This is a genomic window from Microbacterium sp. CFBP9034 (assembly GCF_034045255.1).
GTDB lineage: Bacteria > Actinomycetota > Actinomycetes > Actinomycetales > Microbacteriaceae > Microbacterium.
The window spans coordinates 1,014,388-1,039,066 of the sequence record NZ_JAXCWC010000002.1; the positions used below are offsets into that span (position 1 = coordinate 1,014,388).

The following is a 24,679-nucleotide window of genomic DNA, read 5'->3' on the forward strand; positions in this document are numbered from 1 at the left end:
CCGGACGGCGGATTTCCCAGGTCGGGCGTGCGTTCGGAGGCTCTGGCGGCAAGGGCCGGGAACGACGGGACCGGATGCCCCGACCCGTCGCCGGGTCGGGGCATCCGGTCGTCCGTCATACCGTGGCGCGATCGGCCGTCCGCGCGGCGGCCAGCTTCTCCTCGTCGATGCGGTCGAGCTCGTGCAGCGAGGCGCCCTTGGTCTCGCGCATCGACAGGACGGCGACCAGGGTCACCGCCGCGGCGAGGGCGAGGTAGATCGCGACGGGCTGCCAGGTGCCGTACTGCGAGAGGAGCGCGGTCGCGATGATCGGCGCGAGCGAGCCTGCGACGATCGAGGTGACCTGGTATCCCAGCGAGACGCCGGAGTAGCGCATGCGCGTGGGGAACATCTCCGACATGATCGCCGGCTGCGGCGCGTACATGAACGCGTGGATGACGAGGCCGAGGCAGATCGCCGCGATGACGACGCCGGGATTCCGGGTGTCGAACATCGGGAACGCGATGAAGCCCCAGGTCGCGGCGAGCACGGTGCCGATGAGGTACACCGGCTTGCGGCCGATCCGGTCGGCGAGGCCGCCGATCAGCGGGATCACGATCATGTGGACGATGTGCGCGATCGCGAGGTATCCGAGGATGGCGGCGACGTCCATGCCGAGGGCGGTGCGGAGGTAGACGATCGAGAACGTCACGACCAGGTAGTACATGATGTTCTCCGCGAAGCGCAGGCCCATCGCGGTGAGGACGCCGCGGGGGTAGCGCCTGATCACCTCGAGCACGCCGTACCGCAGGTGCTTCTCGTGCTCGACCTGCTTCTGCACCTCGAGGAAGATCGGGGCGTCGGTGATCCTCGTGCGGATGTAGTAGCCGACGGCGACGATGACGACCGACAGCCAGAAGGCGACCCGCCAGCCCCAGGACAGGAACGCCTCGGGGCTCAGCACGTTGCTGAGGACGAGGAGCACGATGGTCGCGATGAGGTTTCCGAGCGGCACCGCCGCCTGGGGGAAGGATGCCCAGAAGCCGCGGGTCCGGTCGGGCGAGTGCTCCGAGACCAGGAGCACGGCGCCGCCCCACTCGCCGCCGACGGCGAAGCCCTGCGCGAAGCGGAGGAAGAGCAGGAGCCCGACGGCCCAGTAGCCGATCTGATCGTAGGTGGGGAGGCATCCCATCAGGAACGTCGCGACGCCGACCAGGATGATCGCGAGCTGGAGGAGCTTCTTGCGGCCGTACTTGTCGCCGAAGTGCCCGAAGACGATGCCGCCGAGCGGGCGGGCGATGAACCCGACCGCGTAGGTCGCGAGGGCGGCGATGATCGGGGTGTAGGGGTCGTCCGAGGGCGGGAACATGATCTGGTTGAAGACCAGGGTCGCTGCGGTGGCGTAGAGGAAGAACTCGTACCACTCGACGACGGTGCCGGCCATCGACGCGGTGACGACGCGGCGAAGACTCGACTGCTGGGGGGATGCTGTGGCGGATGCCATGCGCTGAACCTCCTTGTGGAGCGCGGACGCGACGAGACCGCCGCGCTGGGAACCTTACCTGACGACGGATTCAGGTTTCAACACCGGGCGCGTGAGAAAGCCCTCACGTCGGGGGTTAGCATCGGACGCGATGGACACCGTCGTCGAGGCGCTGCGCGCCGCTCTCCCCGCCTCCGCCGTCGCCACCGACGACGAGACGCTCTCCCGCTGCAGCCACGACGACGCCGAGTGGGCCGACTACGGCCTTCCCGCGGCCGTGGTCTTCGCGTCCGGCATCGACGACGTCGCCGCGACCGTGCGCATCGCCGCGGCCCACGGCGTCTCCGTCGTCCCCCGCGGCGCCGGCACCGGCCTGTCGGGCGGTGCGAACGCGACGAGCGGATGCCTCGTCCTCTCCCTCGAGCGCATGACCGCCGTCACCGAGGTCAATGCCGCCGAGCGCTACGCCGTGGCCGAGGCGGGGGTGCTCAACGACGACCTGCGGCGCGTGGTCGCGGCATCCGGTCTCTGGTATCCCCCCGATCCCGCCAGCCAGTCGATCAGCACCATCGGCGGCAATGTCGCCACGAACGCCGGGGGGATCTGCTGCGTGAAGTACGGCGTCACCCGCGACTACGTGATCGGGCTCACGGTGGTGCTGGCCGACGGGTCGATCGCGAAGCTCGGGCGGACCACGGCGAAGGGCGTGACCGGCTACGACCTCACCGGGCTGTTCGTCGGATCGGAGGGCACGCTCGGCATCGTCGTGGACGTGACCGTCAAGCTCCGCCCGCTCGGCGGGCGGGAGGAGCGCGCGATCGTCGGCTACTTCCGCTCGCTGACCGACGCCGGCCGAGCCGTCGCCGCGGTCTCGGCGGCAGGGATCGTGCCTTCGGCGCTGGAGCTCATCGACCGCACGTGCCTCCATGCGGTCGCGCAGTGGCAGGGGTGGGAGCTCCCCGAGGAGGCGAACGCGCTGCTGCTGGCGAAGGTCGACGAGACCGGCGCGCGCGGCGAGGAGCTCGCCGCGGCGATCGAGGCGCTGTTCCGCGCTGCCGGGGGTGCGCGGGTGGAGCGGGCGTCCGATCCCGACGAGGTCGATCGGCTGTTCGCGGCCCGGCGGCTCGCCTACCCGGCGCTCGAGCGACTCGGCCCCGTGCTCACCGAAGACGTCTGCGTACCGCGGTCGGCCGTGCCCGAGATGCTCGCGCGCATCGAGGCCGTCGCCGCAGAGGCGGGCGTCGTGATCGCCAACATCGCGCACGCCGGCGACGGCAACCTGCACCCCCTCATCATCGCGCCGGAGGGCGATGACGACGCCAAGGCCCGAGCCAAGGTCGCGTTCGATCGCATCGTCGCCGACTGCCGGGCCCTCGGCGGCACGGTCACCGGCGAGCACGGCGTCGGCCTGCTGAAGCTTCCCGGCGCGGCCGAGGAGCTGAGCCCGGTGGTCCTCGGACTGCACCGCGCGATCAAGGACGCCCTCGACCCCCGGAGCCTCCTCAATCCCGGCAAAGCCTTCCCGAACGGAGCCTGATCCATGCCCTCCCTCACCGCCGACGACGGCGTCCGTCTCGACTACACCGAGAGTGGAGCCCCGGGCGGTCGGCCCGTCGTCCTGCTCGCCGGATTCAAGGCCGCCGCCACGAGCTGGCTGTACCAGACGGGCCCGCTGGCGGATGCGGGCTACCGGGTGCTCGCCGTCGACCTGCGCGGTCACGGCATGAGTGAGCGGCCGGCATCGGGGGTCGACATGGCCCGTCGCGGCCGCGACCTGCGTGACGTCATGACGGCTCTCGACCTGCACGATGCGGTTCTCGTCGGCGGCTCGATGGGCGGCAACACCGTCTGGTCGTACCTCGCGCAGTACGGCGCCGACCGCGTCGGAGCCATCGTGATCGTCGACCAGACCCCGAAGATGCTCGGCACCGCCGAGTGGACGCACGGGTTCTACGGCTACGACGAGAGCAACATCGACACGTACTTCGCCGAGCGCATCCCCGACACAGGAATGGGCACGCCGCTCGCGCGCCGGGGCATGCGTCTCATCAGGCTGCTCAAGGCGATGAAGGGCGCCGAGCGCGACCTCACGCCGGGAGAGCTGGCGCTGCTGAACGACCACGCCAAGGCGGACTGGCGGCCGGTCATCGCGGCGACCGAGGTGCCGATCCTGTTCGTCGCCGGAGCGGAGAGCGAATTCTGGCCGAGCTCGCACGCCGCCGCGGCCGCATCGCTCGCCGCGCGCGGCGAGTCCGTCGTGATCGACAATGACGGGCACGCCGCGAACATCGAGCAGCCGAAGGCGTTCAACGCGGCCATGCGGGAGTTCCTCGGGCGAGCCGGCTGACGACATCGGCCGAGGACCTCCAGGCTGGAGCTCCTCGGCCGAGCCGACTGACGATCCTGCGCGAGGGGGCAGCGCTGCTACTCGCGCAGCCGCACCAGCCTCTCGTGGCCGGATTCCTCGAGTTCCGCGATCGACTCACGGGCCTTGACGAAGTCGTTGAACGACCGGTAGCCGAGGGCCTTCTCGCTGAACGACGGGTCCATGCGCCGCATGTGCGTCTTGACCGCCGAGCTGTGCAGCCACTCGGAGTCGTCGTTCTTATCGTGGCCCAGGCGCAGCGCGCGCTCGAGCAGGCGGGTCGCGGTGTCTTGCGGATCCTCGGCCGGCTCCTCGGCGGGCTGCTCGGGCTCGGGCTGCGGTTCCGGTTCCGCAGGGGGAGCTTCAGCGCTCGCCGCCAGACTCTTCGACGAGACGCGCCGGTTGGTGCGCTTCGGGGGAGCGGCAGCCACGAGCGCCTCGTTGAGCGACGCCTCGACGTCGGCGGTGGTCGTCGGCGCCCCGGCGACCTCAGCCGGCGCGACGATCTCGAGCGCGGTCGTCTCCACGGCATCCGTGGGAACCGCGGCCTCCGTCGGCGCCGCGGCCTTCGTGCCGCGTCGGCCTCCCGAACGCGGAGCAGCGGCGGCAGCGGGTGCCTCGACCGCAGTCTCACCGTCGGCGACCGCAGCGGCGGCGGCTGCGTCCTTCGCCTTGGTCGATCGGGTGCGCGATCCGGCCTTCGCCGGAGCCTTCTCGCGTGCCTTGTCCGACGCCGGCTCGGCCGACTTGTCGGCGGTCCTCGTCGCCCTCGCCGGCTCGCGCACCACCCGGGGGACTCCGGGCAGCGAGTCGTACGCCTCGAACTCGTCGCACGCGGCGGCGAGCGACTTCGCGGTGGAGCCGGCGACGCCGACACCGACCACGTACCGGCCGAGCCGCTTGCAGCGCTGGGCGAGCGGGACGTAGTCCGAGTCGCCGGCCACGATCACGACGTGGGTGAGGTCGGGGAGCCGGAACATGTCCTCGACGGTGTCCACCGCCAGGCGGATGTCCGCCCCGTTCTTCGCATAGGCGGCAGCGGGGAAGAGCTGCACGAGGTCCACCGCGCGGGCCACGAGCTGCGACCGGTAGATCGCGTTGACCGGCGACGACCAGTCGGCGTAGGCGCGCGTGAGCACGAGGGTGCCGAAGGACGCGGCGAAGTCGATGATGGCGCCGACGTCGATCGTGGCCGCCGAGAGACGCTCGGCGATCTCGGGATCGCTGGGAGTCTCGGCGATGCGCTGGCGATCGCGCGAGTACGAGTTGCGTCCGTGCACGCGGTCGTACCAGGACATGACGATGTTGTCGAAATCGAGGTACACCGCCACGCGGGGGTTCTGGATGTCGGGCATGTCAGTCCTCTCCGGGGTAGCGCACGCCGATCATGACGCGGATCTCGTCGAGGGACTCCATGATGGCGACGGTCTCGTCGATGGGGAGGATCTCGCTGTCGGTGAGTCCCGCGGCGATGTAGCGCTCGGCGGCGATCGCCTGGTACTGCATTCCGCGGCCCTGGATGTCGGAGGCGTACTCCTCGAGCACGGTGCCGTCGGCGGTGATGACGCGGAACGAGGTGGCGTTGTACCAGACGCTGTCGATGTCGATGCGGGCGTCGGTGCCGATCACGTGCGCGGTGTTGGGGCCGGCGGAGCGTGAGGCCGAGATGGAGGTCGAGAGCGCTCCGGAGACGTGCGACATGATCGTGGCGACCTCGCTGTCGGCGCCGGTCTCGCCGAGCCGGGCTGCCGCCGTGATCGACAGCGGCTCGCCCAGGATGTCCCAGGCGAAGGAGATCGGGTAGATCCCCAGATCGAGCAGTGCGCCGCCTCCGAGCTCGAGCGCGTTGAGGCGGTGCGACGGGTCGCTCGAGATCAGCTGGGTGTGGTCGGCCGTCACCAGACGGACTTCGCCGAGCGTGCCGGCGGCGACGATCTCGCGGATGCGGACCATGTGCGGCAGGTACCGCGTCCACATGGCCTCCATCGCGAGGAGCCCGCGTTCGGCGGCGACGGCGCGGACGGCGGCCGCCTCGTCCGCGGTGAGGGTGAACGGCTTCTCGACGAGCACGTGCTTGCCGTGCTCGAGGGCGAGGATCGCCTGCTCCGCGTGGAACGGATGCGGCGTCGCGATGTAGACGATGTCGACCTCGGGGTCGGACACGAGCTCCTCGTACGAGCCGTGGGCCCGCGCGGCACCGAACTCCGTCGCGAAGGCGGAGGCGCTATCCAGGCTTCGGGAGCCGACGGCCACGAGGTCGAGTCCGGCGGTGCGGAGATCGGACGCGAAGGCCCGGGCGATGCCGCCGGGGCCGAGGATGCCCCAGCGCAGGCCGGGGGAAGAAGGAGGGGTCATTCCCCGAGCGTACCGACCGGACGCCTCACTCGCGGCTCAGGCTCGTGCGCCGCTCACTGCGAACTCGGGCTCGGCGGCCGTGGCGGGCACGACGCCCGCGAGCGCCTGCCCGAGATCGGCGATGATGTCGCTCGGATCCTCGAGGCCGATCGACAGGCGCACGGTCGTCCACGAGATTCCGGCCTCGGCCAGCTGGGCCGCGCTCAGGTGGCTGTGCGTCATCGAGGCGGGGTGGGCGACGAGGCTCCGGGCGTCGCCGATGTTCGCGACGAGCTTGACCAGGCCGAGGCGCTCGATGAACGACTCCACGAGAGCGAAGTCGGTCTCCGGATCTCCGCTCCCGGGCAGATCGAACGCGAACACTGAACTCGCCCCCCGCGGGAGGTACTCCTGTGCGCGCCCGTGCCACGGGCTGGACTCCAGTCCGGGGTGGTGCACGGCGGTGACGGCGTCGTGGGCCTCGAGGAACCGTGCGACCTCGAGAGCGCTCGCCGAGTGACGCGCGATCCGCAGGTCGAGCGTCTCGATGCCCTGCAGCAGCTGGAAGGCGTTGAATGCCGACAGCGAGGGCCCGAGGTCGTGCACGTACTTCGTCTTCACCAGTGCGATGTACGGGGAGCCGGTCGCGCCGAACCGCTCGACGAGGCTGCCGCTCGGCACCCGAGGGTACGTCTTCGTCAACTGCGGCCAGCGATCGGGCTCGGCGGTGAAGTCGAATGTCCCGAGGTCGACGATGACGCCGCCGAGCGACGTACCATGTCCGCCGAGGAACTTGGTTGCGGAGTGCACCGTGATGTCGGCGCCGAGGTCCTTGACGCGCTGCAGGTACGGCGTCGCGACGGTCGCGTCGACCACGAGTGGCACGCCCGCCCGGTGGGCGATGTCGGCGACCGTGCGGACATCGAGCACCTGGGCGATCGGATTCGTGATCGACTCCGCGAAGAAGGCGCGCGTGGTGGGTCGCACGGCGGCGGCCCAGGCATCCGTGTCGTCCTGATCGACGAAGGTGACCTCGATGCCCCAGTCGGCGAGGGTGTCCTGGAGGAGGTCGACCGTGCCGCCGTACAGCTGGCGCGCGGCGACGATGTGCTCGCCCTGCTTGGCGAGGGCGAGCAGCGCGAGGGCGACCGCGGCCTGCCCGGACGCGACACCGGCTGCGGCGACGCCGCCTTCGAGCTCGGCGACGCGCTTCTCGAACACGAGAACCGTCGGGTTCGCGGCGCGGCTGTAGATGTTGCCGTCGCGGCGCAGCGCGAACAGGTCGCGCGCCTCGGTGAGCGAGCGGAACTCGAAGGCGTTGGACTGGTGGATCGACGGGACGGCGGTGTTCTCGGCGATGCCGGAGTCGAACCCCGCCTGCACCTGCGAGGTCGCGAACGAGCGCGGGGCCGGGGAAGCAACAGGCTCGTGTGACATGCGTCCCATTGTCGAGGGCGGATGCCCCGCCCCGCCCGCCGTGTGTCGAACTGTTGCACCGCCCGGTGCCGCATCTGCGTGCGTCGGCCCCCGGCACGGGCGAGGATGGGAGCATGCCGCTGCTCGTCACCCCCGCTCAGCTCGCCGCCCTCCGAGACTCCGCTCCGCGTGTCGCGGTGCTCGACGTCCGGTGGCGGCTGGACCGCCCGGACGGGCATCCGGACTACCTCGCGGGGCACATCCCCGGTGCCGTCTGGGTCGACCTCGACCGCGAGCTCGCGAGCCACCACGCACCTGAGGACGGCCGTCATCCGCTTCCCTCCCTCGAGACGCTGCAGGCGGCGGCCCGGCGGTGGGGACTCGACGACGGCGATGTCGTCGTGGTCTACGACGACTGGAACTCGCTCGCCGCCGCCAGGGCATGGTGGCTGCTGCGCCGCAGCGGCGTCGCCGACGTCCGCGTGCTGGACGGGGGATTCCGCGCCTGGACGGACGCGGGTCACCCGCTCGAGACGGATGATGTCGTGCCCGAGCCGGGGGCCGTCACGCTGAAGCCGATTCTGGACGGCGTGCTGACCACCGACGGCGCCGCGCAGTGGCCCGCCGCCGGCGTGCTCCTGGACTCCCGCGCTCCCGAGCGCTATCGCGGCGACGTCGAGCCGCTCGACCCCCGGGCGGGGCACATCCCGGGCGCACGCAACCTGCCGGCGGCGGCCGTGCTCGAGGCCGGGAGATTCCGGGATGCCGCAGCCCTGCGCGCGGCGTTCGCCGAGGTCGGGGCGACCCCCGACGTGCCGGTGGCCGCGTACTGCGGTTCGGGTATCACCGCGGCCCACACCGCGCTCGCCGGCGCACTCGCCGGCCTCGAGGTCACGGTGTACCCCGGGTCGTGGAGCGCATGGTCCAACACCCCGGGCCGGCCGGTCGCGACCGGTGCGGAGCCTGGCGCTCCGGGCTGAGGGCGTCCCGCTCGCCGCCGCTACGGGACCAGGGTCACCTTGCCGTCGACGCCGTCCGCCACGAGACGGTGGGCTTCGGATGCCTCGGCCAGCGGGAACGAGGGTCCGAGCTCGACGGTGAACCGCCCCGCGGCGATGAGTGCGAGCACGACCGGCACCGCCTCGCCGCGCCAGGCCTGCTGCTGCGCGGTCAGCGGCGCGGGGGAGCCGCCGGAGAAGGCGCGGATTCCGAGGGATGCGGCATCCCGTCCTCGCACGAGGGTGGCGATGCGGGTCTTGTCGTCGACGAGCTCGATCGAGGTCTGCAGCGCCTCGTCGGTGCCGGCGGCGTCGATCGCCGCGGTGATGCCCCACGGGGCGAGCGCACGCACGCGGTCGGCGAGTCCGTCGCCGTAGGCCACCGGGATCCCGCCGAGCGCGCGGACGGTCTCCGCGCGTCGCGGCGATGACGTCGCGATGACGGTCGCCCCCCACAGCACCGCGAGCTGGATCGCGGCCTGTCCGACGGCGCCCGATCCGCCGTGGAACAGCAGGGTGTCGCCGGGACCGACCGACAGCGAGCGCAGCGTCTGGTAGGCCGTGCCGACGGGGATGCCGAGCCCGGCGCCCACCGCGGCGTCGACCTGCGGGGGACGGGAGTGGACGCGGTGAGCTGCGACGACAAGATCGGTGGCGTAGGAGCCCGTGGCTCCGGAGAACGCGACGGCGTCGCCGGGGCGGAAGCCGTCCACCCCCTCACCGACCGCGGTGACGACGCCGGCGCCGTCGGTTCCGACGCGCCGCGGCTCGACGATCGGGTCGGAGGCGCGCAGGCCCTGACGCAGCTTCCATTCGATGGGGTTGACGCCCCCCGCCTCGACGCGGATCGCGACCTCCCCTTCGGCGGGGACGGGGTCGGGCACGTCGATGAGGTGGAGCACCTCTGGTCCGCCGAACTCGGTGTAGACGATGGCACTGGTCATGGCAGTCGCAACCCTCCGGGCGTCTCCGGCTATTCCCGCAGCGCCTTCTGGATGCGCTGCAGCGACACCGGCTCGGCCGTGCCCAGCTGCTGCGCAAACAGGCTCACGCGGTACTCCTCGAGCAGCCACCGCGTGCGGGCCAGCGCCGGCGATGCGTCGGCCGGAACCGGGACGACCCCGCCCGCGTCGGCGAAGACCACCGCCGCGCGCTCGAACTCGCTCATGCGCTGGCGGTCGCGCCCCGGATTGTCGGAGAGAGCGTTGACACGCTCGAGCGCACCGCGCAGATACCGGGGGAGGTGTGCGAGCCGCGCGGTGCCGATGCGCGAGACGAATCCGGGGAAGACCAGCCCGGCGAGCTGGCCCTTGACGTCGTTCAGCGCACCGAGGAGCGTGAGCGAGTTCTGCGAGCGCAGTGCGCGCTCCACCTCCCGACCGGCCGTCAGGATGCGCGCGGTGAGCGACACGGTCTGGAAGAGTTCGTCGACCACGACGGCCGACACCGCGTCGCGGACGGCGTCGAAGCCGGCGCGCGTGCGCACGACGCCGCCCGGTGCCACCCGGTCGATCACGGCATCCGCCACCGCGACGCGGCAGTCCTCCACGAGCGCCCGGGCCGAGGCATAGGGCGACGCGGCCAGGGCGAGCTTCTCCGGCGAGGTCAGGTGGTCGAGCACATACGTCGAGGGAGAGGGGACCGACAGCAGCACCAGGCGGCGGACGCCCGCCCGGGTCGACGCCGCCGCGGCCTCCGGGGTGGTCTCGACGCGCAGCGCGATCGAGGCGCCCTCGTCCACGAGCGCGGGGTAGCCGCGCACGACGCCGCCGGCCACCCGCGTGTCGACGACGTCGGGGAGGTCGCCGAACGACCACTCGGTGAGGCCCGTCCGCTCCACGAACGCGGCGCGTCCGTCGGCGGCGGGGGCGGCGGAGGCGGGGGCATGTGCGGGGGAGGTGCGTGACGGGCCGGACTGGGCGCGGGCCACCGACTTGGCGACCGAGTCGCGAGCGCGGGTCGCAAGGCGACGCTGGAGCGCCGTGAGATCGCGGTCGGACCCCACCGCGCGGCCGCGCTCGTCGACGGCGCGGAAAGAGATCTGCAGGTGCGGCGGCACCCGATCCATGTCGAAGTCCGCCGCGGTGACGGGCTGGCTCGCGACCCGCTGGATGCGGGCGGCCAGCGCCTCCCGCAGCCCGGTCGGAGGAACCCCCGCGTGCGACTCCGGACCCTGCCCGGCGAGTTCGCCGGCGAGCGTCGCCGCCCAGTCCGCCGCGGGAACCACATGACGGCGGATGGCCTTCGGCAGCGAGCGCAGCAGCGCGGTGATGAGCTCGTCGCGCATGCCGGGCACCTGCCAGTCGAAGCCGACGGGCTGCAGCTGCGCGAGAAGGGCGAGGGGCACGATCGCCGTCACGCCGTCGTCGGCGGCGCCCGGCTCGAACCGGTACGCGAGCGAGAGCACCTGGTCCGACTGCTGCCAGCGGGCCGGGAAGTCCCGCTCGTCACCGCGCGACGCCTCGTCGACGAGGTCGGCCTCGGTCATGTCGAGCAGTCGGGGGGTGCGCTGCGAGGCATCCCGCCACCAGGCCTCGAAGGACCGCAGGTCGAACACGTCGCGCGGGAGACGCGCGTCGTAGAACCGGTACACAGCCTCGTCGCCGACGAGGATGTCGCGGCGGCGTTCGCGCTCCTCCACCTTCTCGAGCCGACGGCGCAGCTCGAGGTTGCGTCGCTCGAACGCGGTCAGGCGCTTGTCGAGCACCGTGGAGTCCCATTCGCCCTCGACCAGCGCGTGGCGCAGGAACAGCTCGCGCGCGAACGGCCGGTCGAACCGGGCGAGCTGCACCCGGCGGCGGGGGATGATCTCGACGCCGTACAGCGTCACCTTCTCGTAGGCGGATGCCGCGCCGGCGTCCTTCGACCAGTGCGGCTCGCTGAGCTGGCGCTTCGCGAGATCGCCGGCAAGGGGCTCGGCCCACGCGGGATCGATCGCGGCGACCGTGCGGGCGAAGAGTCGCGACGTCTCGACCACCTCGGCCGCCATGACGGCCGTGGGCCGCTTCTTCTTGAGGCCCGAGCCGGGGAAGATCGCGAACCGCGTGCCGCGCGCGCCCAGGTACTCGGCCGATCGCCGCGTCTCGGCCCGGTCGTTCGCCGGGCGCCCGCGCTGGGCCGTCTTCGGCGGCGTGCGGTCGTCGAGGATGCCCAGCTGCGACAGCAGTCCCGACAGGATCGCGCGGTGGATGTCATCGGGGTCGGCGGTCGAGCCGGCCGATCCCTTGCGCGAGGCCCCCACGATCGTGCTGAGCTGGCGGTGCACGTCCGCCCACTCCCGCACGCGGACGTAGTTGAGGTGCTCCTGGCGGCAGAGCCGCCGGAACGCGCTCGATCCGAGCTCGGCCTGCTTCTCCTGCAGGTGGTTCCACAGGTTCAGCAGGCTGAGGAAGTCGCTGGTCGGATCGGTGAAGCGCGCGTGCAGGCGATCGGCCTCCTCGCGTCGCTCCTCGGGTCGCTCACGCACATCCTGGATCGACAGGCCGGCCACGATCACGAGCAGGTCGCGGAGCACGCCGGCACGCCGCGCTTCGATGAGCATGCGCGCGAACCGCGGGTCGATCGGCAGTCGCGCGATCTCGCGCCCGATGTCGGTGAGCGCAGGCCCGCGGCCGGACCCGGCTCCCGAGTCCGCGCCGGTGCGCACCGCGCCGAGCTCGACGAGGAGATCGAACGCCGCCTTCACGCCGCGGGAGTCGGGCGGCATCAGGAACGGGAACGACGCGATATCGCCGAAGCCGAGGGTCAGCGTCTGCAGGATGACCGATGCCAGGCTGGTGCGGAGGATCTCCGGCTCGGTGAACTCGTCGCGGGTCGCGAAGTCCTCCTCCGCATAGAGGCGGATGGCGACGCCGGGGCTGGTGCGCCCGGCGCGCCCCGAGCGCTGCTGCGCCGAGGCTTGCGAGATCGCCTCGATGGGCAGCTGCTGGATCTTCGTGCGGTGGCTGTAGCGGGAGATGCGGGCGGTGCCCGTGTCGATCACGTAGCGGATGCCGGGCACGGTGAGGCTCGTCTCGGCGACGTTGGTCGCGAGGATCACCCGGCGGCGCACGCCCGCCACCGAGGACCGCTCGAACACGCGGTGCTGCTCGGCCGCGCTCAGCCGCCCGTAAAGGGGGAGCACCTCTGTCGGGGAGGTGTCCTTGGCATACATTCCGCGAACGGCATCCGTCGCATCGCGGATCTCCGCTTCGCCCGGCAGGAAGACCAGCACGTCGCCCGCCGGCTCGCGGTCGAGCTCGCGCAGCGCGGCGGTGATGCCGTCGACGTCGTCCGCCTCGGCGCGATCGCCGGCGGGCGGGACGGGAGGGCGGTAGCGCACCTCGACCGGGAACGTCCGGCCCGAGACCTCGATGATCGGCGCCGGCGTGCCGTCGCGATCCGCGAAATGCTTCGCGAAGCTCTCCGGGTCGATGGTCGCGCTCGTGATGACGACCTTGAGGTCGGGGCGCTGGGGCAGCACGCGCTTGAGGTAGCCGATGAGGAAGTCGACGTTGAGCGACCGCTCGTGCGCCTCGTCGACGATGATCGTGTCGTAGCGCCGCAGCAGCCGGTCGCGATGGATCTCGTTGAGCAGGATGCCGTCCGTCATCAGCGCGATCCGGGTGTCTTCGGACACCTTGTCGGTGAAGCGCACCCGGTAGCCGACGGTCGACCCGAGGGGCACCTGCAGCTCCTCCGCGACGCGCTCGGCGATCGTGCGCGCGGCGATGCGTCGCGGCTGGGTGTGCGCGATGCGGGTGCGGCCGAGCTCGAGGCAGATCTTCGGAAGCTGCGTCGTCTTGCCCGAGCCGGTCGCCCCCGCCACGATCACCACCTGGTGGTCGCGGATGGCACGGGAGATCTCCTCCCGCGCGGCGCTGACGGGCAGCTCCGGCGGGTAGGAGATCACGGGTTCGGTCGCAGACATAGCCCTCCATCGTATGACGGCGGCGGTCCGAGAGGCGCCCGCTTGAGCGACCGCCTCTTGCGCGACAAAGTACTTTGCAGTACAAAGTAGCCATGAGCACGCCATTGACGACGACAGGACGCGGTGTGACGGCGACGGCTGGGCGCCCCTGGTCCTTCGCGTGGGGGCTCGGCCTCCCCGCGCTGCGTGTCGTCCTGGTGGCCGTCGCCTGCGTGTGCGCCTGGGTGGTCGTGGGCCTTGCCGCCGGCTGGGCGCCGTTCCCACCGACGCCGCTCGTCGCGACCGTGGCGATGCTGCCCGTCAACATCGTGTGCCTGGCTCTGGTGCTCCGGCAGCTCCATCGGGAAAGGCGCAGCGCGGGCGCCGTCATCGGCTGGCGCCCGCAGCACCTCGGCCGCGACATCCTGTGGGGCCTGCTGTGGCTGGCCGTGCTGTCGGTGCCGTTCATGCTCACGATCGCCGGCGTCATGTGGGCGCTGCACGGTCCGGCGGTGTGGGACGGCTTCGAGACCGTGTTCTTCGATGAGGCCGCCGTCGCGACGGCCGATCCCATCGTGACGCTCGTCCTCGCCCTCATCGCGGTGCTCACCTTCGCACCGCTCAACGCACCCACCGAGGAGCTGGTCTACCGCGGATACGCCCAGCGATCGCTGGCCACGCGCTGGCCGCTCGCCCTGGCGATCGCGGTGCCATCGGTGCTGTTCGGCCTGCAGCACGCCTGGTACGCCCCGACACCCGACGCCGTGCTCGTCTACGTATGCGCGTTCTTCGTGTGGGGCGTCGGATCGGGGATCATCGCGTGGCGGCAGGGCCGGCTGTTCCCGCTGATCCTGGCTCACGGCATGGTCAACCTCTTCACGACGCTCCCCGTGCTCATCGTGCCCTTCCTGATCTCGAACGGAGCCTCGTGAACATCGACGACGCCCAGGCCGACGACGAGTCGCCCGGCGACCCGGCCGAGATGCTGCAGCTGCTCGAGAGCCAGCAGGACCGCGTCACCCGGAGCATGGCGGCTTACGTGCCGGCCATCCTCCTGTCGTGGGGGATCGCGTGGACGGTCGGGTTCGGGATGCTGTGGCTCATCGACGGCGCGGAGCCCGCCTTCGCGGTGCCGCTGCCCTTCGCGGTCGCCGTGTTCATCGGGCTCATGATCGCCGCGATCGTCGCGTCGGCCGTCCTCGGCGCCCGCGGCCAGCGCGGCATCCGCACGTCGGCGGAGTCCGCCTTCACCGGCACGGTGTTCGGTCTCACCTGGATGGTCGGGTTCCTGGCGCTCATGGTCTTCGGCACAGCGCTCATCGTGAACGGCATGCCGCCCGCGCTCGCCAACATCTTCTACCCGACCGGCTCGGTGCTCTTCGTCGGCATCATGTACATGCTCGCGGCCGCCATCTGGCAGGCGCGCCCGACCCTCTGGATGGGCCTGTGGATCGTCGCCGTCGCGCTCGTCGCGCCGTACTTCGGCTACCCCACGCACTACCTGGTGTTCGCGCTCGGCGGGGGCGGCGGCTTCCTGGTGGGTGCGCTCGTGGTGTGGCTGTGGGCCCGGCGATGACGGAGCTCGACCCCGTCATCCACGCCGCCGCGCGCCTGCGGATCACCGCGGCGCTGGCGACCCTCGACGCCGGCGACAGCATGGCCTTCCCTCGCCTGCAGAGCCTGCTCGAGATGACCCCGGGCAACCTCTCGACGCACCTGCGCAAGCTGGAGGACGCCGGCTACGTCGCCGTGGACAAGACGCATCGGGGGCGCACCCCGGTGACCTACCTCGCGCTCACCAGGCAGGGCAGGCGCGCGTTCGAAGACTACGTCGAGACGCTCCGATCCGTGTTGGGAGAACACCCATGACACTCGCTTCCTTCGATCGCGTCACGCGCCGCTACGGCGACGTGGTGGCGGTCGACGACATCTCACTCGTCATCGGCGAGGGCACCCTCGTGGGCCTCCTCGGGCCGAACGGCGCGGGGAAGACGACCCTCCTTTCGCTGCTGCAGGGGCTGCGGCGCCCCACCTCCGGCACCGTCACGCTCTTCGGAGGCAATCCACTGGACGCGCGCCGCCGTGTCGCCCTGGGCACCACGCCGCAGGAGACGGCGCTGCCCGAGACGCTGCGGGTGGGCGAGGTCGTCGACTACGTCGGCGGTCACTTCGCCCAGCGCGTGCCGACGGCCGCCCTGGCCGAGGAGTTCGGGTTCGCCGAGCTGCTCCGACGCCAGTGCGGCGCCCTGTCGGGCGGCCAGAAGCGGCGCCTCGCGGTCGCGCTCGCCTTCGTCGGGAGGCCGCGCCTGGTGCTGCTCGACGAGCCGACGACCGGCCTCGACGTCGACGCGCGCCGGACGCTCTGGGCCGCCATCCGCCGACAGCACGAGGCAGGTGCGACGGTGCTGGTGACCAGCCACTATCTAGAGGAGATCGAGGCGCTCGCCGAGCGGGTCATCGTCGTCGGCGACGGCCGGGTCCTGGCCGACGACACCGTCGCCCGCGTCATCGGCCGAGTCGGCGTCGGCCGGGTTCAGCTGACGAGCGCCGTTCCCGAGCTCATCGGCCGGCTGCCCGGCGTCGTGCGGCACGACCGCGTCGCCGGTCGCGAGGAGCTGACCGTGGCGGATGCCGACCTCTTCGTCCGCGAGCTCGTCAAGGGCGGGCTGGACTTCCACGACCTCGCGGTGCGCGGGGCGACCCTGGAGGAGGCGTTCCTCGCGCTGACCGATGCCTCCCTGTCGAGCGAGGCGGCGGCATGAGCGCCACAGCGGCCGCAGGCCCGTCCACCGCACGTCTCACGCTCCTGCATGCCAAGTACGGTCTCATCGAGACGCTGCGCGTGCCGGTCGCGGTGATCGGCACCCTGGTCTTCCCCGCCCTCGCGCTGCTGTTCTTCGTGGTGCCCCAGCGGACGGTCGCCGAGAATCCCGAGTTCGCGACCGCAGCCGTGATCTCGCTGTCGGTGTTCGCCGTCATGTCGAATGCGCTCTTCTCCTTCGGACTGACCATCTCGGAGAACCGCGAGAAGCCCTGGGACCCGTATCTGCGCACGCTGCCGGCGCCGGGGGTCGCCCGCGTGCTCGCCCAGATCGTGTCCACCGGCACGCTGGGGCTCGTGGCCATAATCCCGGTCGTCGTCGTCGGAGGACTGCTCACCGCCGCCGAAGCGCCGCCGGAGCGCATCCTGGCCGGCGTGCTCGCCCTCATGGTCTCGGCGCTGCCGTTCATGTTCATCGGCACGGCGATCGGCTACGCGCTGCCGTTCAAGGCGGCGATCGCGGTCGTGCAGATCGTGATGTTCTCGCTCGCGTTCATCGGCGGGCTGTTCCTGCCGCCGATCATGTTCGCGGACTGGCTCGACACGATCTCGAAGTTCACGCCCTCCCGTCAGGCGCGCGAGTTCGTCATCTGGGCCGTGGAAGGCGGACCGCTGCCGTGGTGGGTCTGGGTCGGGCTGCTCGTGTGGACCATCGGGTCATTCGCCCTCGCCCTCCTGCTGTTCCGGCGCGATCAGGGGCGGCGCTTCCGCTGAGAAGCCCCGCGGGTGCACGCCCGCTCGTAGGCTGGAGAGCATGGCGATCATCCCCACCCTGACCCTCAATGACGGCAACACCATCCCGCAGCTCGGCTACGGCGTCTTCAAGGTCGCACCGGCCGAAACCGAACGTCTCGTCCTGGACGCGTTCGAGGCGGGGTACCGCCACATCGACACCGCGGCGATCTACGGCAACGAGGCGGGCGTCGGGGCCGCGATCGCGGCAAGCGGCATCCCGCGAGACGAGCTCTTCATCACCACGAAGCTGTGGAACGACCGGCAGGCCGGCGACGCGCCCCTGGCGGCGATCGATGAGAGCCTCGAGAAGCTGGGCCTCGATCACGTCGACCTGTACCTGGTGCACTGGCCCGCCCCCGACAACGGCAACTACGTCAACGCGTGGGAGAAGCTCATCGACATCCGGGAGTCGGGAAGGACCCGCTCGATCGGTGTGTCGAACCACCTCCCCGAGCACCTCGACCGGATCATCGCCGCGACGGGCGTCACCCCGGCCGTCGACCAGATCGAGCTGCACCCCGCGTACCAGCAGCGCGAGGTGACCGACTACGCCGCGGCGCACGGCATCAAGATCGAGTCATGGGGGCCTCTCGGGCAGGGGAAGTACCCGCTGTTCGACGAGCAGCCGGTCGCCGCAGCCGCGGCCGCCCACGGCAAGACCCCGGCCCAGGTCGTCCTGCGCTGGCATCTGGAGGAGGGCGAGATCGTCTTCCCGAAGTCCAGCAGCCTGACCCGGATGCGCGAGAACATCGACATCCTCGATTTCGAGCTCACCCCCGAAGAGCACGCGGCGATCACCGCGCTCGAGCGGGACGGCCGGGTCTCGGCCCACCCGTCCGAGGTGCACTGACACCGCAACAGGAACGGCACGCGCAATGAACCCCCGTCTCGCGGAATCCACCAGCCCGTATCTGCGGGCGCACGCCGGCAATCCCGTCTCCTGGTTCCCCTGGGGCGAGGAGGCGTTCGCCGAGGCCCGCGCCCGCGACGTGCCCGTGCTCGTGTCGATCGGCTATTCGACGTGCCACTGGTGCCACGTCATGGCCCGCGAGTCGTTCGAGGACGCCGCCACCGCAGCCGAGCTCGACGCGGGCTTCGTCGCGGTCAAGGTCGATAGGGAAGAGCATCCGGAGGTCGACTCCGCCTACATGGCGGCGGCCTCCGCGTTCAGCCCGAGTCTCGGCTGGCCGCTGACGGTGTTCGTGACGCCGGAGGGCCGCCCGTTCTTCGCAGGCACGTACTTCCCGCCGCAGCCGCGGGGAGGGCTGCCCGCGTTCCGGCAGGTGCTGGCCGCCGTAAGGGAGGCCTGGACCGAGCGCCGGGATCAGATCGACGGAACGGCCGACGCGGTGGTGTCAGCGCTCGCCGAGGTGCGGGCCGACGGTGGGGACGCGGCATCCGGTCTGCCTTCGCCGGCCGAGCTCGCCGCCGCGGCCCAGACCCTCGCCGAGCGCGAGGACCACGAGTTCGGCGGTTTCGGCGGGGGTGACCCGGCGGCGCCGAAGTTCCCTGTGGCGACCGCGCTGCGGTTCCTGCAGAGCCCCGTCGTGCGCCAGCGGGCAGCGCCGGCGGCGGCCGTCGCTGATCGCGCACTCGCCGCGATGGCCTCCTCGCCGCTCCGCGACGCCGTCGAAGGCGGCTTCTTCCGCTATGCGACGCGACGCGACTGGACGGTGCCGCACTACGAGCGCATGCTCACCGACAACGCACAGCTCCTCGATGTGGCGCGCGATGCCGGCGACGAGTCCACGGCCCGTGGTGTCGCGCACTTCCTCCTCGAGGTGCTGCAGCAGTCCAGCGGCGGGTTCGGAGCCGCGCAGGACTCGGAGTCGTGGATCGACGGCGAACGCAGCGAGGGCGGCTACTACCGGGCGGATGCCGCCGCCCGCGCCGCGCTGGCACCGCCGGCCGTCGACGGCAAGGTCGTCACCGGATGGAACGGCCTCGCGATCGGCGCCCTCGCCCGGGCCGGCAGCCGTCACGGCGAGGATCGCTGGATCGAGTCCGCCCGCTGGGCCGCCGACGCCGTGCTCGAGAGCAACGTCGCCCTCGACGGGCGGCTCGTGCGGGCCTCGCTCGATGAGATCCCGTCGCGCGCCACCGCCACCCTCGCCGACTACGGACAGCTGGCGTCGGGACTCGTCGCCCTCGCGGCCGCCACCGGCGACGTCCGCTACGCCGTGCGAGGCCGCGAGCTGGTGGAGGCCTGCCTCCGCGCCGACGGTGAGCCGGCCGTGCCGGGCGGGGGAGACCCGGTGCTCGCGGCGCAGGGCGTGGGGGCTCCGGATGCCTCGTCCGACGGCGACGAGCCGTCCGGCGTCGCGGCCTTCGCCGAGGCCGCGCTGGCGCTCTGGGTGCTCGGATCCGGCGACGCCATGCGCGAGGTCGCCGAGCGGATCACGGCACGGCACGCGCGCGTCGCGCTCGAGCAGCCGCTGGCCCACGGCGCGCTGCTGCGGGTCGCCGCGGGCCTCGCCGTGGCGCCGCGTCAGGTGGTGGTCGTGACCGCCGACAGCCGGGATCCGCTGGTGACCGCGGCCCGCGGCATCCCGGCCGACGTCGTCGTCATCGCGACCCCCGAGCAGTCCGATGCGTTCGCCGTGGCGGGGTTCGCGCTGTTCGAGGGCAAGACCGCGCGTGACGGCCTCGCCACCGCGTACGACTGCCGCGACTTCGCGTGCCTGCTGCCCGTGACGGAGCCGGCGGAGCTGGCGCCCTGACGCGCGTGCGCTAGACCCACTGGGCGTGAAAGATCCCGCCGCGCTCGCACTCTGACTCGAGCGTGCGCTAGACCCAGGTGGGCATCCAGTTGTGCAGGCGCCAGAAGTCGTAGGGCACCGTCATGGCCGAGATCACCGGGTACCAGAACGCCGAGAGCGCGAGCGCGACGACCAGGAAGACCAGCACGAGCCGCTGACCGGTATGGCGCCGGTAGGCGTCGGCGTGCGCCGGACCGGCGATGTCGCGCAGTGCGAACACGAGCGCGAGCAGCATGAAGGGGAGCATCAGGACCGTGTAGAACTGGAAGATCGTGCGCTCGGGGTAGAACAGCCAGGGAACGTAGGTCACGGCGATGCCGGTGAGCACGAGGGCGTGGCGCCAGTCCCGCGCGACCACGAATCGGTACGCCAGGTAGAGCACCGCGGCGACGGCGGCGTACCAGATGAGCGGGTTCGGGATGCTGGCGATCACCGACGAGCAGCCGTTCACCGCCGTGCAGCCGTCGGTGCCGAGCACGTCGTGGTGGTAGTACATCCCGGTGGGCCGCAATAGGAGCGGCCACTGCCACGCCGGGCTGGCGTAGGTGTGACCGGACGTGATCTGCGAGGCGGCGTTGAACATCGTGACGTGGTCGAGCCAGAGGCTCTGCAGCGAGAGCGGCACCCACGACCACGGCCCGGTCGCCGGGTTCGCGTCGGCGGCGTGCCGGCTGTAGCCGCCGTCACTGACGAGCCATCCCGTCCACGAGGCCAGGTACACCACGACGGCCACCGGCACGAGCAGGAGGAAGGTGGCGGCGCCCTGTCGGATGGCGTCGGTCGGCCAGAACAGCACGCCCGCCCGCCGCCGTGCGAGGGCATCGGTGACCACCAGGTACACGCCCAGGCCCGCGAGCACCCATGCTCCCGACCACTTGACCGCCGTGGCCGCCCCGAGCGCCGTGCCCGCTGCGACGATCCACGGCCGGTTCCAGAGGATCGGGCCCCACGACGGCGGCTCGTCATGCTCGTCGAAGCGCGCGGCCACGGTCTGAGCGATCCGGGTCATCGTTCTCTCGCGGTCGAGCAGCACGAAGAGGAACGCCAGCAGCACGAAGAACATCAGCGGGGTGTCGAGCAGCGCGACGCGGCTCATCGAGATCGCGAGGCCGTCGACCGCCATCAGCAGCCCGGCGATCACGGCGAAGGTGGTCGAACGGGTGAGGCGCTTGGCGATCAGCATGAGCACGAGCACCGCCGCGGTGCCGAGGAGTGCCGTCGTGAGGCGCCATCCCCAGCCGTTCTCCGGCCCGACGATCATCATGCCGAGCGCGATGATCCACTTGCCCAGCGGGGGGTGGATCACGAAGGCGGGGTCGGTGGTGAAGATGTCCGTCGCACCCGCCAGGAAGCGGTCGTTCGCCTCGGCCGGCCACGCTGCCTCATACCCGAGCTGCGACAGCGTCCACGCGTCCTTGACGTAGTACGTCTCGTCGAACTGATTCATCAGGTCGTGGGCGGCGCCGAGGTTCCACAGCCGCAGCACACCGGCGAGGACGACGACGATCGCCGGGCCGATCCAGCCGTAGAGGCGGGCGGCTCGCGGGTCGAGACTCAGGTGAAGGACGAACCGGTCGTACAGGCTCGGACGCACGGGGGGAAGCAGCGACTCGGCGGGCGGGTCGGCGTCCAGCCGGGGGGCGTGCGTCACCAGCCCAGTGTAGGCGGCGCCCCGTGGACGACCCGTCCACAGGAGCCGGCCGCTCGGGGTCGCGGCATCCGTATGATTCGTGACGTGGGCGACAGCACGGGGTACTGGTACGGCGATGATCACGACTCGCGCCGTCGTCGTGCCGTGGAGCTCCTGCAGGCCTTCCGTCTCTACCGCGCCGCCGAGGTCGCGATGCGCCGTCGCACTCGCGACTCGATGTCGATGGGCGAGAAGGATCTGCTGACGCTCCGCTATCTGCTCAAGGCCGAGAAGGAGAGCCGGCTGGTCTCGTCGGCGGAGCTCGCGCGGTATCTGGGAGTGTCCACCGCGTCGTCCACCGCGATCATCGACCGCCTCGAGAAGTCCGGCCATGTGCGCCGCCGGCCCCACCCGACCGACCGCCGCAGCATCGTGGTCGAGCCGACCGTGGAGACCGACGACGAGGTGAGGCGTACGCTCGGCGCGATGCACGGCCGGATGCTCGATGCGGTCATCGACATGTCCCCGGACGAGATCCGCATCGTGATGGACTGCCTGGAGCGCCTGCAGGCGGCCGTCGACCTCGTGGAGCCCGCGCACGAGGATTCGCCGCCCGCCTAGGCTGAGTGCGTGATCATCCTCGCGGCGACCCCACACGACGATTCACGGCCCGCCTAGGCTGAGTGCGTGATCATCCTCGCGGCGACCCCACACGACGATTCGGCCCGCCTAGGCTGAGTGCGTGATCATCCTCGCGGCCACTCCGATCGGCAACCTGGGGGACGCGTCGCGGCGCCTGGTCGACGCGCTCGAGGCCGCGACCATCGTCGCCGCCGAGGACACCCGCACCACGGTGCGCCTGCTCACGGCGCTCGGCATCGCCAATCGTCCGCGGCTGATCGCCCTGCACGACCACAACGAGAAGGACCGCGCGCCGGAGCTGGTCGAGCTCGCGCGCGATCAGGACATCCTCGTCCTCAGCGATGCCGGGATGCCGACCGTCAGCGACCCGGGGTACGGGCTCGTGGCCGCCGCTGCCGCCGCGGGAGTCACGGTCACGGCGATTCCCGGACCGAGCGCCGTGCTCACCGCGCTCGCCGTCTCGGGGCTCCCGACCGACCGTTTCACGTTCGAGGGGTTCGTCGGCCGCAAACAGGGCGAGCGCCTGAGCGCGTTCCGGGCGCTGGCGAGCGAGCCCCGCACGATGGTCTTCTTCGATGCCCCGACGCGCGTGGGCGCGACGCTCTCCGACATGGCGTCGGCGTTCGGCGCCGACCGGCGGGCCGCGGTGTGCCGCGAGCTGACCAAGCTGCACGAGGAGATCGCCCGCGGGACCCTCGCCGAACTGGTCGACTGGGCCGGGGAGCGCGTGCGCGGCGAGCTCGTGATCGTCGTGGCCGGCGCCGCGCCCCGGGACATCGCCTTCCCGGACGCCGTGACGCAGGTGCTCGAGCTCGTGCGCACCGGCACCCGGCTGAAGGATGCCGCGGGCGAGGTCGCCGCCCACACCGGCCACTCCAGCCGCGAGCTCTACCAGGCCGCCCTCGCCGTGCGAGGCAAGCCCGGCGCGGCTCCCGCCTGAGTGCTCGCCCGTTTGTGACGAAAGGCGCCCGCCGGGCCCGCGCGCGGCCACCCGTCGTCACAGCGGCCGGGCGTGGCACCCCGCCCGACTAGAATCCTCGGGTGACTTCCGGCCGATCTTTCTACATCACGACGCCGATCTACTATCCGAGCGACGTGCCCCACATCGGCCACGGCTATACGACCGTGGCCGTCGACACGCTGGCGCGCTGGCACCGCCAGTCGGGCGACGACACCTGGATGCTGACGGGCACGGACGAGCACGGTCAGAAGATGCTGCGGGCCGCCAGCGCGAACGGCGTGACGCCGCAGCAGTGGGTCGACCGGCTCGTCGGCGAGTCGTGGTTCCCGCTGCTGAAGACGCTCGACGTCGCCAACGACGACTTCATCCGCACGACGCAGGAGCGCCACGAGCGCAACGTGCAGACCTTCTTCCAGACGCTGTACGACCGCGGGTACATCTATGCCGGCGAGTACGAGGCGCTGTACTGCGTGGGCTGCGAGGAGTTCAAGCCGGAGTCCGAGATCGTCGACGGCACCGGCGCCTTCGAGGGGCTGAAGGTCTGCGCGATCCATTCCAAGCCCCTCGAGCTGCTGCACGAGAAGAACTACTTCTTCAAGCTCAGCGAGTTCCAGGACAAGCTGCTCGCGCTGTACGCCGACACCGACTTCATCCGACCCGAGTCGGCGCGCAACGAGGTCGTGTCGTTCGTGAAGAACGGGCTCAAGGACCTCTCGATCTCCCGCTCGACGTTCGACTGGGGCATCAAGGTCCCGTGGGACGACAGCCACGTCATCTACGTGTGGGTCGATGCGCTGCTCAACTACGCCACGGCCGTCGGGTATGGCTCCGACCCCGAGGAGTTCGCGCGGCGCTGGCCGGCGTACCACGTGGTCGGCAAGGACATCCTGCGCTTCCATGCCGTCATCTGGCCCGCGCTGCTGCTCGCGGCGGGCGTCGATGTGCCCAAGGGCGTCTTCGCCCACGGCTGGCTCCTCGTCGGCGGCGAGAAGATGTCCAAGTCCAAGCTCACCGGCATCGCGCCGACCGAGATCACCGACGTCTTCGGCTCGGATGCGTACCGGTTCTACTTCCTGTCGGCCATCGCGTTCGGCCAGGACGGATCGTTCTCGTGGGAGGACCTCTCTGCCCGCTACCAGGCCGAGCTCGCCAACGGGTTCGGCAACCTCGCCTCGCGCACGACGGCGATGGTCGAGCGCTACTTCGAGGGCGTCGTGCCCCCGGCGGGCGAGTACACCGACGCCGATCGGCACATCCACAAGACGGTGGCGGATGCCGCGGCCGCCGCCGACGACGCGATCGAGCGCTTCCGCATCGACGAGGCGATCTCGTCGATCTGGAAGATCGTCGACGCGCTGAACCTGTACATCACCGAGAACGAGCCGTGGGCGCTCGCGAAGGACGAGGCGCAGCGCGGACGGCTGGGCACGGTGCTCTACACCGCGGCCGAGGGCCTGCGGGCGCTGGCCGTGCTGCTGTCGCCGGTGATGCCGATCGCCACCGAGAAGCTGTGGGTCGCGCTGGGCGCGGCCGAGTCGATCGGGCGCCTGCAGGACCAGCCGCTTCGCGAGGCCGGTGCGTGGGGCGTGCTCAAGCCGGGCACCTCGGTCAACGGGCTGGCGCCGCTGTTCCCGCGCATCGAGCAGACCGGCTGACCCGCCGACCCCG

General features: G+C 71.4%; 20 protein-coding genes and 1 pseudogene. 13 read left to right on the forward strand and 8 right to left on the reverse strand.

The window, feature by feature from the left end:
- Positions 1-115: 115 nt before the first annotated feature.
- Positions 116-1,483, reverse strand: a complete 1,368-nt coding sequence (locus SOM19_RS16005; RefSeq protein ID WP_320487579.1) for an MFS transporter — start codon at positions 1,481-1,483, stop codon at positions 116-118.
- A gap of 130 nt (positions 1,484-1,613) precedes the next feature.
- Here SOM19_RS16005 and SOM19_RS16010 point away from each other — a divergent pair, with 130 nt between their 5' ends.
- Both SOM19_RS16010 and SOM19_RS16015 read left to right on the forward strand, forming a co-directional pair.
- Positions 1,614-2,999, forward strand: a complete 1,386-nt coding sequence (locus SOM19_RS16010) for an FAD-binding oxidoreductase (protein ID WP_320487580.1) — start codon at positions 1,614-1,616, stop codon at positions 2,997-2,999.
- A 3-nt stretch (positions 3,000-3,002) separates the two neighbouring features.
- Positions 3,003-3,809 carry an alpha/beta fold hydrolase gene (locus SOM19_RS16015; RefSeq protein ID WP_320487581.1) on the forward strand — a complete coding sequence of 269 codons (807 nt, stop codon included), beginning with the start codon at positions 3,003-3,005 and terminating at the stop codon, positions 3,807-3,809.
- Positions 3,810-3,886: 77 nt separating this feature from the next.
- Here the strand turns inward: SOM19_RS16015 and SOM19_RS17045 are convergent, their stop codons facing one another.
- The 4 genes and pseudogenes from SOM19_RS17045 to SOM19_RS16030 form a co-directional block, all read right to left on the reverse strand.
- Positions 3,887-4,615: an OST-HTH/LOTUS domain-containing protein gene (locus SOM19_RS17045; RefSeq protein ID WP_414683666.1), complete on the reverse strand. Its 729-nt coding sequence runs from the start codon at positions 4,613-4,615 to the stop codon at positions 3,887-3,889.
- A 2-nt stretch (positions 4,616-4,617) separates the two neighbouring features.
- A pseudogene (locus SOM19_RS17050) lies at positions 4,618-5,182 on the reverse strand (NYN domain-containing protein); the annotation flags it as partial.
- Between the two features lies 1 nt (position 5,183).
- Positions 5,184-6,182, reverse strand: coding sequence for a Gfo/Idh/MocA family protein (locus tag SOM19_RS16025; RefSeq protein ID WP_320487583.1), 999 nt, complete (start codon positions 6,180-6,182; stop codon positions 5,184-5,186).
- 36 nt (positions 6,183-6,218) lie between these two features.
- A complete protein-coding gene (locus SOM19_RS16030) occupies positions 6,219-7,607 on the reverse strand; it encodes an O-acetylhomoserine aminocarboxypropyltransferase/cysteine synthase family protein (protein WP_414683660.1) in 1,389 nt (462 codons plus the stop codon).
- 104 nt (positions 7,608-7,711) lie between these two features.
- On the opposite strand from SOM19_RS16030, the gene SOM19_RS16035 reads away from it, so the two are divergent.
- Entirely contained in the window at positions 7,712-8,557 is an 846-nt protein-coding gene (locus tag SOM19_RS16035; RefSeq protein WP_320487585.1) for a sulfurtransferase, read from the forward strand.
- 20 nt (positions 8,558-8,577) lie between these two features.
- Here the strand turns inward: SOM19_RS16035 and SOM19_RS16040 are convergent, their stop codons facing one another.
- Positions 8,578-9,519, reverse strand: a complete 942-nt coding sequence (locus SOM19_RS16040; protein ID WP_320487586.1) for a quinone oxidoreductase family protein — start codon at positions 9,517-9,519, stop codon at positions 8,578-8,580.
- A gap of 29 nt (positions 9,520-9,548) precedes the next feature.
- A complete protein-coding gene (gene hrpA, locus SOM19_RS16045; protein ID WP_414683661.1) occupies positions 9,549-13,484 on the reverse strand; it encodes an ATP-dependent RNA helicase HrpA in 3,936 nt (1,311 codons plus the stop codon).
- A gap of 92 nt (positions 13,485-13,576) precedes the next feature.
- Here hrpA and SOM19_RS17055 point away from each other — a divergent pair, with 92 nt between their 5' ends.
- From SOM19_RS17055 to SOM19_RS16080, 7 genes are read left to right on the forward strand one after another with little or no spacing between them, the layout of a single operon-like run.
- A complete protein-coding gene (locus SOM19_RS17055) occupies positions 13,577-14,395 on the forward strand; it encodes a CPBP family intramembrane glutamic endopeptidase (RefSeq protein ID WP_414683662.1) in 819 nt (272 codons plus the stop codon).
- On the forward strand, positions 14,392-15,039 hold the full coding sequence (locus tag SOM19_RS16055; protein WP_320487588.1) for a hypothetical protein: 648 nt from the start codon (positions 14,392-14,394) through the stop codon (positions 15,037-15,039). Before SOM19_RS17055 ends, SOM19_RS16055 begins: the two co-directional genes overlap by 4 nt.
- On the forward strand, positions 15,036-15,332 hold the full coding sequence (locus tag SOM19_RS16060; RefSeq protein WP_320487589.1) for a transcriptional regulator: 297 nt from the start codon (positions 15,036-15,038) through the stop codon (positions 15,330-15,332). The genes SOM19_RS16055 and SOM19_RS16060 overlap by 4 nt, the downstream gene beginning before the upstream one ends.
- Positions 15,329-16,225, forward strand: coding sequence for an ABC transporter ATP-binding protein (locus SOM19_RS16065; protein ID WP_320487590.1), 897 nt, complete (start codon positions 15,329-15,331; stop codon positions 16,223-16,225). Before SOM19_RS16060 ends, SOM19_RS16065 begins: the two co-directional genes overlap by 4 nt.
- Positions 16,222-16,998, forward strand: coding sequence for an ABC transporter permease (locus tag SOM19_RS16070; protein ID WP_320487591.1), 777 nt, complete (start codon positions 16,222-16,224; stop codon positions 16,996-16,998). Before SOM19_RS16065 ends, SOM19_RS16070 begins: the two co-directional genes overlap by 4 nt.
- A 40-nt stretch (positions 16,999-17,038) precedes the next feature.
- Positions 17,039-17,869 carry an aldo/keto reductase gene (locus tag SOM19_RS16075; protein ID WP_320487592.1) on the forward strand — a complete coding sequence of 277 codons (831 nt, stop codon included), beginning with the start codon at positions 17,039-17,041 and terminating at the stop codon, positions 17,867-17,869.
- Between the two features lie 25 nt (positions 17,870-17,894).
- Complete coding sequence (locus SOM19_RS16080) at positions 17,895-19,739, forward strand: thioredoxin domain-containing protein (protein WP_320487593.1); 1,845 nt, start codon at positions 17,895-17,897, stop codon at positions 19,737-19,739.
- 67 nt (positions 19,740-19,806) lie between these two features.
- Here the strand turns inward: SOM19_RS16080 and SOM19_RS16085 are convergent, their stop codons facing one another.
- On the reverse strand, positions 19,807-21,429 hold the full coding sequence (locus SOM19_RS16085) for a dolichyl-phosphate-mannose--protein mannosyltransferase (RefSeq protein ID WP_320487594.1): 1,623 nt from the start codon (positions 21,427-21,429) through the stop codon (positions 19,807-19,809).
- 84 nt (positions 21,430-21,513) lie between these two features.
- Here SOM19_RS16085 and SOM19_RS16090 point away from each other — a divergent pair, with 84 nt between their 5' ends.
- From SOM19_RS16090 to metG, 3 genes are all read left to right on the forward strand, one after another.
- Positions 21,514-22,029 carry a MarR family winged helix-turn-helix transcriptional regulator gene (locus SOM19_RS16090; protein WP_320487595.1) on the forward strand — a complete coding sequence of 172 codons (516 nt, stop codon included), beginning with the start codon at positions 21,514-21,516 and terminating at the stop codon, positions 22,027-22,029.
- A 121-nt stretch (positions 22,030-22,150) separates the two neighbouring features.
- A complete protein-coding gene (rsmI, locus tag SOM19_RS16095) occupies positions 22,151-22,990 on the forward strand; it encodes a 16S rRNA (cytidine(1402)-2'-O)-methyltransferase (protein WP_320487596.1) in 840 nt (279 codons plus the stop codon).
- Positions 22,991-23,091: 101 nt separating this feature from the next.
- Positions 23,092-24,666 carry a methionine--tRNA ligase gene (gene metG / locus SOM19_RS16100; RefSeq protein WP_320487597.1) on the forward strand — a complete coding sequence of 525 codons (1,575 nt, stop codon included), beginning with the start codon at positions 23,092-23,094 and terminating at the stop codon, positions 24,664-24,666.
- Positions 24,667-24,679: the final 13 nt, after the last annotated feature.